At 66.6% G+C, this 15,302-nt stretch carries 17 protein-coding genes and 3 tRNA genes; 4 read left to right on the forward strand and 16 right to left on the reverse strand.

Features of this window, described 5'->3' with window-relative positions; genetic code table 11:
• Position 1 precedes the first annotated feature (1 nt).
• Complete coding sequence (locus GD627_RS00260; RefSeq protein WP_246165213.1) at positions 2 to 856, forward strand: DUF8083 family protein; 855 nt, start codon at positions 2 to 4, stop codon at positions 854 to 856.
• Positions 857 to 862: 6 nt separating this feature from the next.
• Here the strand turns inward: GD627_RS00260 and GD627_RS00265 are convergent, their stop codons facing one another.
• The 8 genes from GD627_RS00265 to GD627_RS00300 all read right to left on the reverse strand — a co-directional run bounded on the left by GD627_RS00265 (position 863) and on the right by GD627_RS00300 (position 3,745).
• Entirely contained in the window at positions 863 to 1,474 is a 612-nt protein-coding gene (locus GD627_RS00265) for a hypothetical protein (protein WP_152270893.1), read from the reverse strand.
• On the reverse strand, positions 1,471 to 2,058 hold the full coding sequence (locus GD627_RS00270; RefSeq protein ID WP_152270894.1) for a DUF6286 domain-containing protein: 588 nt from the start codon (positions 2,056 to 2,058) through the stop codon (positions 1,471 to 1,473). The genes GD627_RS00265 and GD627_RS00270 overlap by 4 nt, the downstream gene beginning before the upstream one ends.
• Entirely contained in the window at positions 2,055 to 2,429 is a 375-nt protein-coding gene (locus tag GD627_RS00275) for a hypothetical protein (protein WP_152271689.1), read from the reverse strand. Before GD627_RS00275 ends, GD627_RS00270 begins: the two co-directional genes overlap by 4 nt.
• 11 nt (positions 2,430 to 2,440) lie before the next feature.
• Positions 2,441 to 2,632, reverse strand: a complete 192-nt coding sequence (locus GD627_RS00280; protein WP_146359387.1) for a DUF2273 domain-containing protein — start codon at positions 2,630 to 2,632, stop codon at positions 2,441 to 2,443.
• A 101-nt stretch (positions 2,633 to 2,733) separates the two neighbouring features.
• Positions 2,734 to 3,231 carry an Asp23/Gls24 family envelope stress response protein gene (locus tag GD627_RS00285; RefSeq protein ID WP_152270895.1) on the reverse strand — a complete coding sequence of 166 codons (498 nt, stop codon included), beginning with the start codon at positions 3,229 to 3,231 and terminating at the stop codon, positions 2,734 to 2,736.
• A 176-nt stretch (positions 3,232 to 3,407) separates the two neighbouring features.
• Positions 3,408 to 3,483: transfer RNA gene (locus tag GD627_RS00290), tRNA-Phe, on the reverse strand.
• 56 nt (positions 3,484 to 3,539) lie between these two features.
• Positions 3,540 to 3,613: transfer RNA gene (locus GD627_RS00295), tRNA-Asp, on the reverse strand.
• 59 nt (positions 3,614 to 3,672) lie between these two features.
• Positions 3,673 to 3,745 (reverse strand) — tRNA-Glu (locus tag GD627_RS00300).
• 145 nt (positions 3,746 to 3,890) lie between these two features.
• Between GD627_RS00300 and GD627_RS00305 the strand changes: the two genes are divergently transcribed.
• On the forward strand, positions 3,891 to 4,250 hold the full coding sequence (locus GD627_RS00305) for a metallopeptidase family protein (RefSeq protein WP_146361594.1): 360 nt from the start codon (positions 3,891 to 3,893) through the stop codon (positions 4,248 to 4,250).
• 9 nt (positions 4,251 to 4,259) lie between these two features.
• Positions 4,260 to 5,189 carry a cation diffusion facilitator family transporter gene (locus tag GD627_RS00310; protein WP_152270896.1) on the forward strand — a complete coding sequence of 310 codons (930 nt, stop codon included), beginning with the start codon at positions 4,260 to 4,262 and terminating at the stop codon, positions 5,187 to 5,189.
• A gap of 15 nt (positions 5,190 to 5,204) precedes the next feature.
• Here the strand turns inward: GD627_RS00310 and GD627_RS00315 are convergent, their stop codons facing one another.
• Positions 5,205 to 6,218: a universal stress protein gene (locus GD627_RS00315; protein WP_152270897.1), complete on the reverse strand. Its 1,014-nt coding sequence runs from the start codon at positions 6,216 to 6,218 to the stop codon at positions 5,205 to 5,207.
• 152 nt (positions 6,219 to 6,370) lie between these two features.
• Entirely contained in the window at positions 6,371 to 7,033 is a 663-nt protein-coding gene (locus tag GD627_RS00320; protein ID WP_246165215.1) for a copper resistance CopC family protein, read from the reverse strand.
• 106 nt (positions 7,034 to 7,139) lie between these two features.
• On the opposite strand from GD627_RS00320, the gene GD627_RS00325 reads away from it, so the two are divergent.
• The gene (locus GD627_RS00325) at positions 7,140 to 8,570 is read left to right on the forward strand and encodes an NCS2 family permease (RefSeq protein WP_152270898.1); all 1,431 of its coding nucleotides are present in this window, start codon (positions 7,140 to 7,142) and stop codon (positions 8,568 to 8,570) included.
• A gap of 98 nt (positions 8,571 to 8,668) precedes the next feature.
• Here GD627_RS00325 and GD627_RS00330 read toward each other — a convergent pair whose 3' ends face one another.
• From GD627_RS00330 to GD627_RS00355, 6 genes are all read right to left on the reverse strand, one after another.
• On the reverse strand, positions 8,669 to 10,882 hold the full coding sequence (locus GD627_RS00330) for a catalase (protein ID WP_152270899.1): 2,214 nt from the start codon (positions 10,880 to 10,882) through the stop codon (positions 8,669 to 8,671).
• Positions 10,883 to 11,007: 125 nt separating this feature from the next.
• Positions 11,008 to 11,901: a spermidine synthase gene (locus tag GD627_RS00335; protein WP_152270900.1), complete on the reverse strand. Its 894-nt coding sequence runs from the start codon at positions 11,899 to 11,901 to the stop codon at positions 11,008 to 11,010.
• A complete protein-coding gene (locus GD627_RS00340) occupies positions 11,901 to 12,413 on the reverse strand; it encodes a GNAT family N-acetyltransferase (RefSeq protein ID WP_152270901.1) in 513 nt (170 codons plus the stop codon). The genes GD627_RS00335 and GD627_RS00340 overlap by 1 nt, the downstream gene beginning before the upstream one ends.
• Positions 12,403 to 13,128: an O-methyltransferase gene (locus tag GD627_RS00345; RefSeq protein ID WP_152270902.1), complete on the reverse strand. Its 726-nt coding sequence runs from the start codon at positions 13,126 to 13,128 to the stop codon at positions 12,403 to 12,405. The genes GD627_RS00340 and GD627_RS00345 overlap by 11 nt, the downstream gene beginning before the upstream one ends.
• A 54-nt stretch (positions 13,129 to 13,182) precedes the next feature.
• Positions 13,183 to 13,509: a thiamine-binding protein gene (locus GD627_RS00350; protein ID WP_152270903.1), complete on the reverse strand. Its 327-nt coding sequence runs from the start codon at positions 13,507 to 13,509 to the stop codon at positions 13,183 to 13,185.
• Between the two features lie 98 nt (positions 13,510 to 13,607).
• Positions 13,608 to 15,122, reverse strand: a complete 1,515-nt coding sequence (locus GD627_RS00355) for an amino acid permease (protein WP_152270904.1) — start codon at positions 15,120 to 15,122, stop codon at positions 13,608 to 13,610.
• Between the last annotated feature and the right edge of the window lie 180 nt (positions 15,123 to 15,302).

The following is a 15,302-nucleotide window of genomic DNA, read 5'->3' on the forward strand; positions in this document are numbered from 1 at the left end:
CGTGGCGCGGCATCCGCAGCAGTCGCTGTACCGCACTTTTCCGTTCGTCTCCTATCTCCGCGTCTACGAGCCGCTGGATGCCTTTGATGACACCCAGCAGCTCGCCATCATGGAACAGCGCGCCCGCGGACGCCACGAAACCGAGGTCCTGGAACGTACCGACGCCGTCCGCCGGCTGGTGAGGGTGGTGTCGGATCCGTTTCCGCACAACGCCACGGACCTGGTCCGCGTCCTGCATTATCCGGCGCAGGAAGGGGTCACCACCCGGTTGTACTGCCCGAACCAGCTGGCAGTGCGCACCTCCCTCGCAGCGGAATCCCTGGGCGAGTCCATCCGGGGCCCGCTCGTGGACGTGCTGGTTCCGGAAGTAGCACGCGAAGCACACGCTGCCCGGCTGGATCCGGATTCCTTCGCGGACTCGCTGGCTAAGCTGCATACCCGGTCCGCCACCTGGGGCGTGCCGTTCGGCTGGTTTGTCCTGCTGCATGAAGAGGACCACACGGAGGTGGTGGAGGATGACGGGCACGTCCAGACTGTCCGGCTGTCCGCCCCGGTGCTGCAGTGCATTGACCGCGCGCGGGCAGCCTCGGCCGCCCTGGCCATGGCCGCTCCGGAGCTGGACCTGCTGGATGAACTGGCCGAACTGACCGCCTGGCTGGAGGTTTTTGATCCCGACGCCGTCCTGGAACTGGACTACGGCCCGGTGGCGGACCTGGTGTTCCCGGATGACTCGCCTTCGGATGTGAGGCTGGGCATCGAGTCGCTGGCCGACGGCGACATGACGGGCGCCGCCGCCGCGTACCGTCGGCTTGCCTCCCGCTGGATCCCCATCCGGCAGCTGGCCAGGGCCTCCTAGGCGGAGCTACCGGACCCGGTCCTCCCGGCTGAAGCGCAGCCGGCGCCCGGCCTCCAGGCTCAGCAGCACCGGCGTCTGGTGCCCGAGGACGGTGTCCAGGGTTTCCACCAGGGCGGTGGCGTCGGCGGCCACCAGATGCGGAGCCGCGCCCTGGCGGAGTGTGATCCGCACGCGCAGGGCGGTACGGCCCTTTACGGAGTAAGTGCTCACGGCGGCGGCCGTCACGTCCGGGTTCTCGCGAAGCGCAGTGCGCAGGGCCTGTTCGGCAACCGTTCCGCTGATCTCCACGCGGCCGGGAGCGCCGTCGTCGTCATATTCGGAGACAAGGGTTCCCGTCCGGCCGCCGCCCTGGCCGGCCATCCACCCGGTCATCAGCACAATGCCCAGGAAGCTCAGCAGCGCCAGCAGCGCCCAGATCCAGCTGCCGCTGCCTCCGGGCAGTGCCGTGGAGGAAAGGGCTGAGGCAACGCCCTCCCCCGCATCCGCTGCGAACCCGTTCCAGCTCCGCGCGGCAGCGGGCCAGACGGAGATAAGCACCAGCCCGCCGCCGATGCCCATCAGCACCAGCCCGAGCACACCCAGCAGGAACCGGTTCAGTGTCCGCGGTGTGGCATTCACTGTCCGATCACCCCCGCGTCGGCAACCCGCACCCGGACTGCGGGCTGCGGATCCAGTTTGGTAAGCGTCAACTCGTCCTCCACAGCAGCCCGCACCGCCTCGGCATCCACGGGCGTGCCCGACGTCGGGCGGATCTGCACTTCCACCAGGGTCCGTCCCACTGTCACCAGCACCTGCTGCGGCGTGACGCCGGCCTGCATCCTGGCGCACCGGGCCAGCGACGCTGCCAGCACTTCGCCCTCCACGACGACGGCGGCACGCGGGTTGGGCAGGGCGTAGCGGGCGCGGCGGCCGGGAAGCACCGCGGGCAGGAAGAACAGCAGCCCGGCAAGGAAGACAAGGGCTCCGGAGAGCCCCAGAATGACCGGGTCCACCTCCGCCGGGAGGTCCGCGAGCCAGTGGCCGAAGGTTGGCGGATCAATCAGCCACGGCTGCTCGCCCAGTACCTGCAGCACGGACTCCAGCAGGACGTACGCAAAGAAGAGGATGCCCAGAACCGCGGCAACTGCCGACGCGCCGGTGCGTGCCGAATGGGTTTCGCGCCGGACGATTCTTGTGGTGACGTCCTGGTCCGCCTGCTTCACCGCACCCGCCTGCCCTCGGCCGGCAGGGCGCCGGTGATGCGGATATCCACGCGCGAGAGCCGGGAGCCGGTGAGCTCGGCCACCCGCCGGAGCAGAACCGGCTTCGCTGCATGTGCCCGCTCCCAGACGGTCCCCCCGGATCGCTGCAGCATGGCAGGGGTAAGGGTCTGAAGCGGCGGCAGGGCGATGGGCAGGAATACCGAGAGTGCGAGCAGCCCCCGCTCATCGGCCCATTGAACCCGCACCTGCTGGGCGGGGACGCCGAAGTATTCGGCCGCGGCGGCCTGTGCGGTGCTGGTCAGTGCCTGGGTGCTGATCCGGTTGTGGCCGGCCAGCGGGGCACCGGTCATCCTCGACGGCAGCGCGGTCATGGCGCCGCTGCTCACGAAGAAGAGCGGCGGCCGGTTAGCGCATCCGAAACGCTGCGGAAGTCGATTTTGCCTTCCGCAGCGCGGCCCAGCAGCGCTCCAACTGCAATGAACAGGGCGGTCAGCAGAAAGCCCCAGAAGTCGAATATCAGTGCGGCGAAAGCCAGTACGGCTCCGGTTGCCATTCCCACCACTGTTGGTTTCATTTCCCCTGCCTTGTTTCCTGCCCCATAATTCCCTGCCCCGCAGTTCCCTGCCGCTGCCCCGGCTGTAGCCTGTGCGTCCTGCAGGGAACGTGTTCTGAAGCCTATACCGCTTTGGCGCCGCCAACAGGTGCGGTGCCGGTTGGCTCGGACGGAAGGTGGACGTCGGTGATTTCCACGTTGACTTCGACGACGCTAAGCCCCACCAGTTCCTCCACTGCACCGTAAACGGCGGCACGGACATTGTTCGCCACCACGGTCAGGGAATTGCCGTAAACGGCCACCAGGCTGACATCAACGGCCGCTTCGCGTTCGCCCACCTCCACGTGTACGCCGGAGGTGGCGTTTGTTCCGCCCACGGCGTCACGCACTGCGCCCAGCGCCCGTCCCGGAGTGTTGCCGAGGCTGAAGACGCCGGGCACCGCCCGGGCGGCCACGGCGGCGACCTTTGCCACGGCCTGTTCGCTGATGGACGTGCGTCCGCCGACGGTGGCCGGAACGCCTGCGCCGGCCGCGGCATGCGCCGGAGCAGCGGGTGCGGTGGTGACTGAAGCGGTAGCGGCGGGCGCGGTGGCCGCTGATGTGTTCCGGAGCTCATCCATGGGTTCAGCGTATCCCGCGGACCGGCGGTTTTGCAGGGCACCGCCGCCGGGCAGGACATGCGGTGTTTTCGGCCGCGGCATTCCCGGCGGGCAGTGTCCCCGGCGGGCAGCCACAGTCCCGGGACAAAAAGAAAAACCCCGTCCTGTCTCCTGCGAGACAGCTACGGGGTTTTAGCTGGTGGCTCCGACCGGCGTCGATCCGGTGACCTTTCGATTTTCAGTCGAACGCTCTACCAACTGAGCTACAGAGCCTGGCATCATCAACTGATGATCACCGAGATCTTCCAAATCGCTTCAGAAAATCTGAGCGACCCTGACGGGACTTGAACCCGCGACCTCCGCCGTGACAGGGCGGCGCGCTAACCAGCTGCGCTACAGGGCCTTGCTTTTCACGAGTGTAAACTCTACCAGACTCTCGCCGGTTCATTTACCACTCCTGAGTACCCCCAACGGGATTCGAACCCGTGCCGCCGCCGTGAAAGGGCGGTGTCCTAGGCCGCTAGACGATGGGGGCCAACAGAACACACATAGTTTGAAGCGGCTGGTAACCAGTCGTTTCTCGCCGTTGTGGACCTCTAAAACTATAGGGCCTATTTCCGGAATATCCAAAACGGTTCCGGTGAGGCGTACGCCACTACAGTGGAGGGGTGCCAATCGAGATGAACCCGGATGACTTTGAAGCCTGCGTGGAAGCTGCACTGGACTCCATCCCGGAGGACCTGTCCCGCGCCATGAACAACGTGGCGGTCTTCATCGAGGATGAGTACATACCCGGCCCGCACGAGGATCCGGACACCGAACTGCTGGGGGTCTACGAAGGCACCCCGCTGACCGAACGGGACTCCTGGTGGGACGCGGGATCCCTGCCGGACCGGATTGTGGTCTTCCGCGGGCCGCTGCTGCGGATGTGTGAAAGCCGCGGGGAAGTAGTGGACGAGGTCCGCATCACCGTCATCCACGAGGTGGCCCACCACTTCGGCATCGATGACGAGCGGCTGCACGAACTGGGCTGGGGCTAGCCTTTAAGCATGAGTGCGAATCACGGGCACAGCCACGGGCTGGGCACAGTCACCGCTACCGGGAAACACCGGCGGCGCCTCCTGATCGTTTTCCTCATCACCCTCTCGGTGGTCCTGATCCAGATTGCCGGCGCCCTGCTCTCGGGGTCACTGGCACTGCTTGCCGATGCCGGCCACATGCTTTCCGATGCGGCAGGGGTCTCCATAGCCCTGTTGGCGGCCTGGATAGCCGCCCGCCCGGCCACCGCGAAACGGACCTACGGCTACCAGCGCGCCGAGGTTCTGGCCGCGCTGGCCAATGCCGTGCTGCTCATCGTTATTGCCGTGGTGATTTTCGTCGAGGCGGTCCGAAGGTTCGGCAGCGGGCCCGACGTCGATACCTCACTGATGCTGCCGTTTGCCATTGTCGGGGGCCTCGCGAACCTCATCTCCCTTCTGGTGCTGCAGGCAGGGCGGAAGGAATCGTTGAACGTGCGCGGCGCCTACCTGGAGGTGCTGGGCGACCTGCTGGGCTCGGCGGCGGTAGTGGTCTCCGCCGTCGTGATCATGACCACCGGCTACCAGCAGGCGGACGCCTGGGCCTCGATCCTGATTGCCCTGATGATCCTCCCGCGGGCCTGGTCACTGCTGCGGGAGGTGATTGACGTGCTGCTGGAAGCCACCCCGCAGGGCGTGGACGCAGGCATGATCCGGGACCATATTGTCTCCGTGGACGGGGTGGCCGATGCGCACGACATCCACATCTGGACCATCACCTCGGGCGTCCCGGTGTTCTCCGCGCACGTGGTGGTTGAAGGGGAACACCTGACGCCTGCGGGTATGGACCAGATGCTGGACAGGCTGACCCGGTGCCTAAGCAGCCACTTCGACACCGAGCACTGCACCTTTCAGCTGGAGCCGGCCAGCCATGCCGTGCATGAAGGCCAGCAGCACGCCTAGCCCTACGCGCGCCCGCTATTCGGCAACCATGGGCCCGAAATTCGCCCGATCGAGCAGGCGGGGATCGTCATGGTCCGGAACCACCATCACCGGCCCCTTGGCATGGTGCAGCACGCTCTGGCTGGTGGAACCAAGCAGCATCCCGGTGAAGCCGCCGCGGCCCCGGGTGCCCAACACGAGCAGTTCGACTTTTGCGGTGCGTTCTACCAGGATCTCCCCCGGAGCGCCGTCCACCAGCTCAACCGTCATCTCCAGACCCGGGAAGTGGCTCTGCAGCCAGTCACGGCCGGCGTCGAGCTGTTCACGCAGCTCTGCATGCAGCGCCTCGATGTCCAGTGGTGCGGGCACCCAGGCCAGCGACCCGGTGAACGGCGGCAGCGAGCACAGGATGCGCAGCGGCAGGTTCATGCTCTGCGCCTGCTCGGCGGCGACCAGCGAGGCGGCGCGGCCCTGTTCGGAGCCGTCCACGCCGACGACAACGGCGTGGTGCACGGTGTCCGGGTCAGGGGAGTTTGCCGGGGGCCGTATTCCCGAGTCGGGCAGCCGCCCCGCAGTTCGCAGCGGAACCACCACCGTGGGGCACTTCGCATGCGCCGGCAGGGCGCTGGAGACGGATCCCAGCAGGCGTCCGACGAAACCGCCGCGGCCGCGTGAACCCACCACCATCAGGTCAGCGTCTTCGGAAAGCTCCAGCAGGACGGCGGCAGCGTCACCGGTTTCCACGCGGGGAACCACCTCCACCCCGTAGTGGCTGATCCGCTGCACGGCGTCGTCCAGCACCTGCCGGGCACCGTCCCGGATCAGGGCGTCGTCAATGGTGGTGTACCCGGCATCCATCGAGGAGGCCGCGAAAATGGGCACCGTGTATGAGGTCACCACATGGAGCGGGGAGTTCCGGCGCCGCGCTTCGCGGGCTGCCCAGAACAGGGCGCAGATGCTCTGGTCGGAGCCGTCCACGCCTACGACAATGCCCGCAGGCCCGTCCGTACTGCCTGCACCGCCGCCTGCACCCCAGGTCGAATCAGTCATGTGCCGCTCCTTCGGGTCCCCAACCGGCAGCTTCCGGCTGTCCTTGGCAGTAGCGTACCGCGGCGGGTACCGGGCTACACTACCGCCGCGGGACAAGTGGCCGGATGGTCCCGCCTTGAAGCCTGCCGGGGGGTCCTCCCGGAGGCGGGAGCTCAGTCCTCCCGCAGCCGCCGGCGGACAATGAGGGCAATCAGCACGGCCACGGCAAGCAGCACCACGACGGCCGGAATAATCACCGTCCACGGCGAGCCGGCGTCATTGGACCGGTTCAGCACCGGGCTTTGCGAGGGGTCGGCCAGGGGCGCGGCAGCGGACGGAGCAGCGGACGGAGCAGCGGACGGAGCAGCGGAACCGGCGTCGGACGGGGCAGCGGAACCGGCGTCGGACGGGGCAGCGGAACCGGCAGCGCCGCCGCCGGACACAGTGAACCCAAAGCTGTTCTCGATCGGGTGGGCGTCGGCAGACACCACACGCCACTGAACGGTGTAGCTCCCGGCAGGTGCTCCTGAACGGAGTTTCTGCGTGACGGTGTTGTCCAGGATCCGCACCTGGCCTTCGGCCCAATCCGTTCCTGATTCATCCAGGATCCGCACCTCGGAGCCGATGGCCGCCGGAACACCGGAGAAGGTGAGCTCAACGGCGTCGGGGGCCGCCTCCAACACTGCACCGTCGGCCGGACGGCTGCCGGTCAGCTCGTCATGCGCGGCAGCAGGCGGGGCTCCGGCCAGCAGTCCGGCGGACAGCGCCAGCAGGAACGCCGCAGCGGCGGCGGCGAAACCTGAAGCGGTGAGGAGATTGCGCACGAAATATTTCACCGTTTCAGCCTAGCCGCCCCCGGGGCCGGGGCACTGCCCTGCGGCCCCGCGATAAGATCGAAGAGCAGGCCCCCCACCATCCCATCGTCAGTCCAGAGGACGAGTCATGCTCAAACCAGGTTCCAAATTGGACCGCTACTTCGAGATCACCAAGCGTGGCTCCTCCGTTTCAGCTGAAATACGCGGCGGTCTGGCCACCTTCTTCGCGATGAGTTACATCGTGGTCCTCAACCCGCTGATTCTCGGCGGCGAGGATTCGATGGGCAACACCATGCCCGGCCCTGCCATTGCCGCAGGCACCGCCCTGGTTGCCGGTGTGCTGACCCTGATCATGGGCATTTGGGCCAAACATCCCTTCGCGATCGCCACCGGTTTGGGCGTCAACGCCTTCGTGGCCGTCACGGTTGCCTCAAATGATGGATTGACCTGGCCGGATGTGATGGGCCTGGTGGTGATCGCGGGCCTGGCGATGGTGATCCTGGTGCTCACCGGATTCCGCACAGCGGTCTTCCGCGCCGTGCCGCCCAGCCTGAAGACCGCCATCGTGGTCGGCATCGGCTTGTTCGTGGCACTGGTGGGCCTGGTCAATGCCGGATTTGTGCGGCGTAATCCGGATGCGGCCGGCACCACCGTGCCGCTGGGCCTGGGCAACGGCGGCCAGCTGCTGGGCTGGCCCACGCTGGTGTTTGTCTTCGGCCTGCTGCTGACCATTGTGCTGATGTCCCGCAAGGTCCGGGGTGCGATCCTCATCGGCATTGTCGCCTCGACCGTTTTCGCCGTCATTGTCGAATGGCTGGCCGATCCGGGCACCCAGGGTGCCGGAGTGGCTACCGGCTGGTCGCTGGTGACCCCGAGCATGCCCCAATGGGCCGCTCCGGATCTCTCCCTGATCGGCGATGTCAGCCTGGTCGGTTCCTTCCAGACCCTGGGCGGAGTTGCCGCCACGCTGCTGGTCTTCGTGATCCTGCTCAGCATCTTCTTCGACGCAATGGGCACCATGGTGGGCCTCGCCACCGAGGCCGGCAGCATCGACAAGGACGGGAACATCCCCCGCGTGGAGCGCGTCCTCCTGGTGGATGCCGCGGGTGCGGTGGCCGGCGGCGGTGCCGGTGTTTCCTCCAACCAGATTTTTGTGGAGTCCGGCGCCGGCATCGGCGAAGGTGCGCGCACCGGGCTCGCCTCCGTGGTGACCGGCCTGCTGTTCATCGTGGCCATGTTCCTGACACCGCTGATCTATCTGGTGCCGTTCGAGGCCGTGGCCCCTGCCCTGGTGGTCGTGGGCTACCTGATGGTCTCCCAGGTGGGCAAGATCGACTGGAGCGACATCGGGCTGGCTCTGCCGTCCTTCCTCACCTTCACGCTGATGCCGTTCACCTACTCGATCGCTGACGGCCTGGGGGCCGGGTTCATCTCCTTCACCATCATCCGCCTCTTCCAGGGCCGGGGCCGTGAGGTCCACCCCCTGATGTACGTGGTGGCAGCGGCATTCGCCCTGTTCTTCGGCATAGGTCCCATCCGGGAGATTGCGGGAATCTAGACGGGAGCGATTCCGCGCTGTACTGCTAAACAAGAAGGGATCCGCGGCTGCGGATCCCTTCTTGTTTTATCCGGTTTCGGCACCGGCAACCGCGTCAGCTAGGCAGTGGGAAAACGCTCCCATACCCGGTGGTTGGCGAGCAGTCCGGTAATACCGGACGCAACCTCGGCAGCACCGCCCACAACAACGCCGGGCGTCTCGGCGGGAATGCCGGCCGCCGCCAGGACAGAAGCTCCGTCACCCCAGGCGCCAATGGCCTTGACGTGGCGGAAGGCCTCGGCCAGGAGGATGGTGACCCGCGGGTCCAGGGACGGATGTCCGCCGGGATTACCCGCCTTGGCGTCCAGGCTGTCCGCCGCGTCCGGTGCCGCAGCACCCGAGGCCGCTACAAGCACGGCGTCGAATTCGGTGGAGCGGGCCGTCAGGTAGGTCCGCTGGACCGTGACCTGTCCGCCCAGCTTGCCGCCGTGCGGGGCGACCACGAGCGGGACCATGCCCTCCGCATTCAGGGACGTGAGCACATCGGACAGTGCTCCCAGATCGGTGGAGTCATCGGCAACCACGCCCACCACGCGCCCTGCCACGGGCCACGAAGAACCGATCTGGCTCAGCGCGGGGCTGGGTGCCGTGTCTTCGACCGCGGTGTCGGGGGCAGGCGCTTCTAGTCCCAGTCCGGTTGCCACTTCGGCAGCCAGCCGTTCGTCGATGTTCGCCAGGGACTGCAGCTGGCGCAGGCGGATGTTCTCCTCGTAGCACTTGCCCAGTTCAAACGTATACGCCTGGACCACGTGGTCCTGCTCCACCGGCGTCAGGGAGCGGAAGAACATCCGCGCCTGGCTGTAGTGGTCGTCGAAGGTTGCCGGGTTCTCGCGGACCTTGCGGGAGGCGGCCACCGGAGCGGGAACGTCAATGAGCGCCCCCATGTCTGCTCCGGCCATGAAGGGGCACCCGCCGTCCAGCGAATTGGGCTGGTACGGGGCCACTCCGGAGTGGTCGGCGTCCTGGTGGAAGCCGTCCCGGAGCATGTCGTTGACCGGTGCATGCGGGCGGTTGATGGGGATCTGGCTGAAGTTCGGCCCGCCCAGCCGGGTGAGCTGGGTGTCGATGTAGGAGAACAGCCGGCCCTGCAGCAGCGGGTCGTTGGTGACGTCGATGCCGGGCACCAGGTGTCCGGGATGGAACGCCACCTGTTCGGTTTCGGCGAAATAGTTGGTGGTGTTCCTGTTGAGCGTCATGGTGCCGATGATCTGCACCGGAGCCAGTTCCTCGGGTACCAGCTTGGTCGGATCCAGCAGGTCGATGCCCTCGAACATTTCGTCCTCGGTGTCCGGGAAAACCTGGATGCCCAGGTCCCACTGCGGGAACGCGCCGGCCTCAATGGTGTCGGCAAGGTCGCGGCGGTGGAAGTCCGGATCCATGCCGTTGATGATCTGAGCCTCTTCCCAGACGAGGGAGTGCACGCCCTGGCGGGGCTTCCAGTGGAACTTCACCAGCGTGGTTTCACCGGCGGCGTTAATCAGCCGGAAGGTGTGAACGCCGAAGCCTTCCATGGTGCGGTAGGAGCGGGGGATGCCCCGGTCCGACATGTTCCACATGGTGTGATGCTGGGCTTCGGTGTGGAGGGAGACGAAGTCCCAGAAGGTGTCATGGGCGCTCTGGGCCTGCGGGATTTCCCGGTCCGGGTGCGGCTTGCCCGCATGGATAACGTCGGGGAATTTGATGGCGTCCTGGATGAAGAACACCGGGATGTTGTTGGCGACCAGGTCGTAGTTTCCTTCGGCCGTGTAGAACTTGGTGCTGAAACCGCGGGTGTCCCGGACGGTGTCCGCGGAGCCGCGGGAGCCAAGCACGGTGGAAAACCGAACAAAGACGGGGGTCTCCACACCCTTGGCGAGGAAGCCGGCCTGCGTGACACCTTCAGCGGCGCCGTTGGCGGTAAACACGCCGTGCGCGGCAGCGCCGCGGGCGTGGACCACACGCTCGGGGATGCGCTCATGGTCGAAGTGGGTGATCTTTTCCCGCAGGTGGTGGTCCTGCAGCAGCACCGGGCCGCGGGGGCCGGCCTTGAGGGAGTGGTCTGTGTCCCGAAGCCGGGCGCCCTGCGCGGTGGTGAGGAACTTTCCGCTCTGGGAGGTGGAGGACTTCGGTGCCCCGGTGGCCACGCCCGTGGCGGTAACGGTCTCCGGTCCATCCTGATCCGGCTTGGGCGGCAGCGGATCGCGGGGTTCCGTCGGTTCGGCCAGTTCCGGGGCCTGCGGAGCCGGGGCGCCGGGGACGAGCGGGTCGGGATCGGATGTGCTCTTACTGAACATGTAGCCTCCATCGTCGTAGGTCCGGACGCCGCCCGAAAGCGGCATCCCTCCCCTCACCCTACTAACATAAGCATGCTGACTGTTAGTAGGGAGCCGCCGGAAGATCTCTGTGTCGCCCTCAGGTATTACAGCCGACGCGTGGAAAGCTCCTGCCGGGCCGGCGGCTCCTCGCCGGAACCATCATGCAGCGGGCGGGAACCCGCAGCGAAGCTGCGGACTTTTGCGTCATCCCAAAGATGGGCCGGCACCGCTCCCTTCAACAGGGTGCGGGGCAGGGCCGGATCCTGCGCGAACGGGGTATCGCTGCCGGCCAGGATGATGTTGCCGTAGCGGCGACCCTTAAGCATTGCGGGGTCTGCAATGGCGGCGGTGTATGCAAAGGACGCACAGATCGTGGCAGCCTCGGCGCGTGCCCCGCGCAGGTCCGGAGTGTCGCCGCAGTTGACCACGTACATCCCGCCCGGCGCCAGCACACGGGCTGCGTGAGCGGTGAATTCCGCCGTCGTCAGGGGAACGGGCGTCTTGGCTCCGGCGAAAACATCCCGGATCACCAGGTCGCGGCTGTCCTCGTGCAGGGTTTCGGTGACAGCACGTGCCTCCCCCACCCGCAGCCGCAGGAGGGGTGCCCGGGGCAGGTCAAACCAGCCGCGGACCAACTCGGCGAGCCGGCCGTCCAGTTCCACGGCCACCTGCCGGGCACCGGGATAAACGGCGGCAAGGTACCGCGCCAGCGAACACGCGGCAGCACCCAGGTGCAGGGCACGCAGCGATGCATCCGGACGCCAGCGCGACTCCACCAGGGCGGCGATCCAGCGCATGTATTCAAAATCCAGATGGCGCGGGTCCGCCAGATCGATATGCGAGCTGTGCACCCCGTTGATCATCAGGATCCAGCCGTCCGGGTTAAAGGAATCCGGGACCAGTTCGCAGGTCCCCGTATCAATGGGATAGGTGCCGGCCACCGGACCCGTGCCGCCGGTCGCTTGTTCGGGGTCCTTGCCCGGACGCTTGCGCCCCATCAGCGCCTCACCATCCGGATTTCCGCCATCCCGGTGCCTGCCCAGACGGCCGGCAGGTTCTTGGACGTGCCGTCCGCCGCAAAGCCGTTGCGCCGGTAAAAAGCCTGGGCGCGGGCGTTGTCCTCAAGCACCCACACGTATGCCGGATCGGTGTCCACAGCATGTTCCAGGAGCGCTTGGCCAACTCCCGTTCCGTACGCTTCGGCCAGGACGTAGATGGACCACAGCTCCAGCGGCACGTCGACGTCGGCGTCCCTTGCCGGACCGGCGGACGCGAAGCCGAGGAGCCTTCCGTCTTCCGCATGGGCGAGCCAGTTTCGGATCGCCGGGTCCGCTGCCTGTTCCGCCAGGGCGGCCCGCCGGTGCTCGACGGCGGCGGTGCGGTCTGCTTCGCGGCGCCGGAACACCTCCTCCCCCAACACGTGGGCGTAACTCTCCCGCCAGGACTGCAGGTGGACGGACACGAAGTCCTCGGCGTCGCCGGATACGGCACGCCGGATGCTAAAGCTCATACCTCCAGCTTAAGTCGGCACCGGACCTGCCCTGCACTCCGGGCAGGTCCAGCACCAGCGCCAGGGCGAACCCGTCCCACCCCTTGCGCCCCACAGTCTGGAGGGCAGTGCCCTCCAGGCGCGGATGCGAGCCCAGGATATCCAGGGCGGCCCGGGTGCCCTGGACTGCTTCATCACCCTCCGGGTCCACAACGCTGCCGCCGCGGACCACGTTGTCCACCACAATCACGCTGCCCGGCCGGGACAGCCTGAGCGCCCAATCCACATAGGCGGGATTGTTCACCTTGTCCGCGTCGATGAAGAACAGGTCGAAAGGATCCTCGTCCACGAGGTCCGGCAGGGTATCCAGTGCTGCACCGATCCGGATGGTGACACGGTCCAGCAGCCCCGCCGCTGCCAGGTTTGCCCGGGCCACCTCCGCGTGGCGGGGTTCATATTCACAGGTGACCAGCTCGCCGCCGTCCGGCAGTGCGCGGGCGAGCCAGGCCGTGCTGAAACCGCCCAGCGTGCCGATCTCGAGAATCCGCCGCGCCCCGCTGATCCGTGCCAGAAGCATCAGGAGTTTTCCCTGGGCTGCGGACACCTCGATGGGCGGAAGGCCGGCGGCGCCGGTCGAGGCGACAATCGCCTTTGCCGCAGCGTCCGGCTGCACCACCCGGCTGTCCAGATACTCCTCGACCAGCTCCCACTGCGCAGCCGGGTCCGTCTGCCCCATCCCCTGCTCCCGTCCGCCGGGGAACGCCCGGCTGCCGAACTCTCCTATGTTCCGCTACCCGTCCAGATCCCCCAGCGCCTTTTCCAGCCGTTCCACCTTGCCGGTCAGCTCGCCGGCATGCCCCGGCCGGATGTCCGCCTTGAGCACCAGCGACACCCGGCTGCCGTACCGCCCGGCTGCTTCCGTGGCACGGCGGACAACGTCCATCACTTCGTCCCACTCACCTTCAAGCGTGGTGAACATGGCATCAGTGGAATTCGGGAGGCCCGATTCGCGGACGATCCGAACAGCGGCTGCCACGGCGTCGTGCACCGAGGCCTCGGCGGACGGGCCGCCAGCAGGCCCGGTTCCGGAGGGGGCAACAGAGAAGGCTGCAAGCATCTGCCCAGTGTGCCACCGCCGGCGCCAAAAGGCCCGCGAAGGGTGCCTTGGATCTGCCGGAGCTTCAAGGGCCGGCACCAGCGGACGCCCTGTGCTGGCTAGCCCTCGGTGCCCCGTGGGGCTCCTGCGGCAGCAACACCCGCGAACTTCTGGTTCAGGCGGGAATGGCGCTGGCCATAGGCGAAGTACAGCAGGAAGCCGATAACCAGCCAGCCGGCGAAGTAGATCCAGGTTTCCACGGCCAGGTTGGTCATCAGGTACAGGCACAGCACGGCGGACAGGACCGGAATCACCGGACCGAACGGCACCCGGAAGGCGGGCCGGAGGTCCGGACGCTTCTTCCGCAGGACGAGGATGCCCAGGCTGACCACCACGAAGGCGGACAGTGTGCCGATGTTGATCATTTCCTCCAGCACATCCACCTGCGTGAAACCGGCCACCAGGGCCACCAGGACCCCCAGGATGATCTGCAGCCGTGCGGGTGTGGAGTGCTTATCGCTGGTCCGGGACAGCGAGCGCGGCAGCAGTCCGTCCCGGGACATGGCCAGCACTACCCGTGCCAGCCCCATCAGCAGCACCATGATGACCGTGGTCAGGCCGATCAGGGATCCGACGGCGATGAGGGAGGCCGCACCGGTGTTGCCGACCAGGGTAAAGGCCGTGGCAAGGTTGGGGTCTTCAGCCGCAGCAAGGTCGGTGTAGGGGACCATGCCCGTCAGCGCCAGCGAGACGCCGATGTAGAGCACGGTGACCACGGCCAATCCGGCGAAGATGCCCCGGGGAAGTGTCTTGCCCGGGTCCTTGACTTCCTCGGCGGAGGTGGCGACCACGTCGAACCCGATGAAGGCGAAGAAGACAATCGCCGCTCCGGAGAACACGCCGAACAGACCGTACTGGGCCGGGGCTGCGCCGGTGAGGAAGGAGAACAGGGACTGCTGGAGCACTCCTGAGGTCTCGGCGGTGGCGGTGGAGACCGCGTCCGGAATGAACGGCGTGTAATTCTCCGCCTTGACGTAGAAGAATCCGGCAACAATAACGAAGAGCACCACGCCCACCTTGATGATGGTGAAGACGTTGCCGACCCGGGCGGAAAGTTTGGTGCCCATGACGAGGAGGAACGTGAAGATGGCGACGATCAGGAACGGACCCCAGGTCAGTGTCAGCACGCCCAGCTCCACCGTGGCGGGTATGTCCCAGCCAATGAGCCCGAAGACCTCACTGAGGTAGATGCCCCAGTACTTGGCGATCACGGCGGCCGCCGTAAAGAGTTCCAGGATCAGGTTCCAGCCGATGATCCAGGCCACGATCTCGCCCATTGTGGCGTAGGTGAACACATAGGCCGAGCCGGCCACCGGAATGGCCGTGGCGAATTCGGCATAACACATGATGGCCAGGGCGCAGGTGATCGCCGCCAGCACGAAGGAGAGGGTCACGGCGGGACCGGAGAACTGCCCTGCCGCCCGGGCGCCCACCGAGAAAATACCGGCGCCGACGGCCACCGCGACACCCATGATCATCAGGTCCCATGTGGTAAGCGAACGCTTTAGCCTGCGGCCGGACTCATCGGCGTCCGCCAAGGAACTCTCGATGGACTTAGTGCGGAAGAGACTCACGGGATCCTCGCCTTATCTGAATGAAATTGAACCAATTAATCGTAGGCTGGCTGCTGCTCCTGACTTATTTCAGTCTCACATGGTGAGACGGAGGTGTCCACGACGTGCCCGCGGAGGGCAGTCATCGGCCGGCCGCTGGCAAGTCCCGTCCGCTTTTGCGAGGATGGATATGACCTAGGC

Origin of the sequence: Arthrobacter yangruifuii (assembly GCF_009192775.1) — a bacterium.
Lineage (GTDB): Bacteria > Actinomycetota > Actinomycetes > Actinomycetales > Micrococcaceae > Arthrobacter_B > Arthrobacter_B yangruifuii.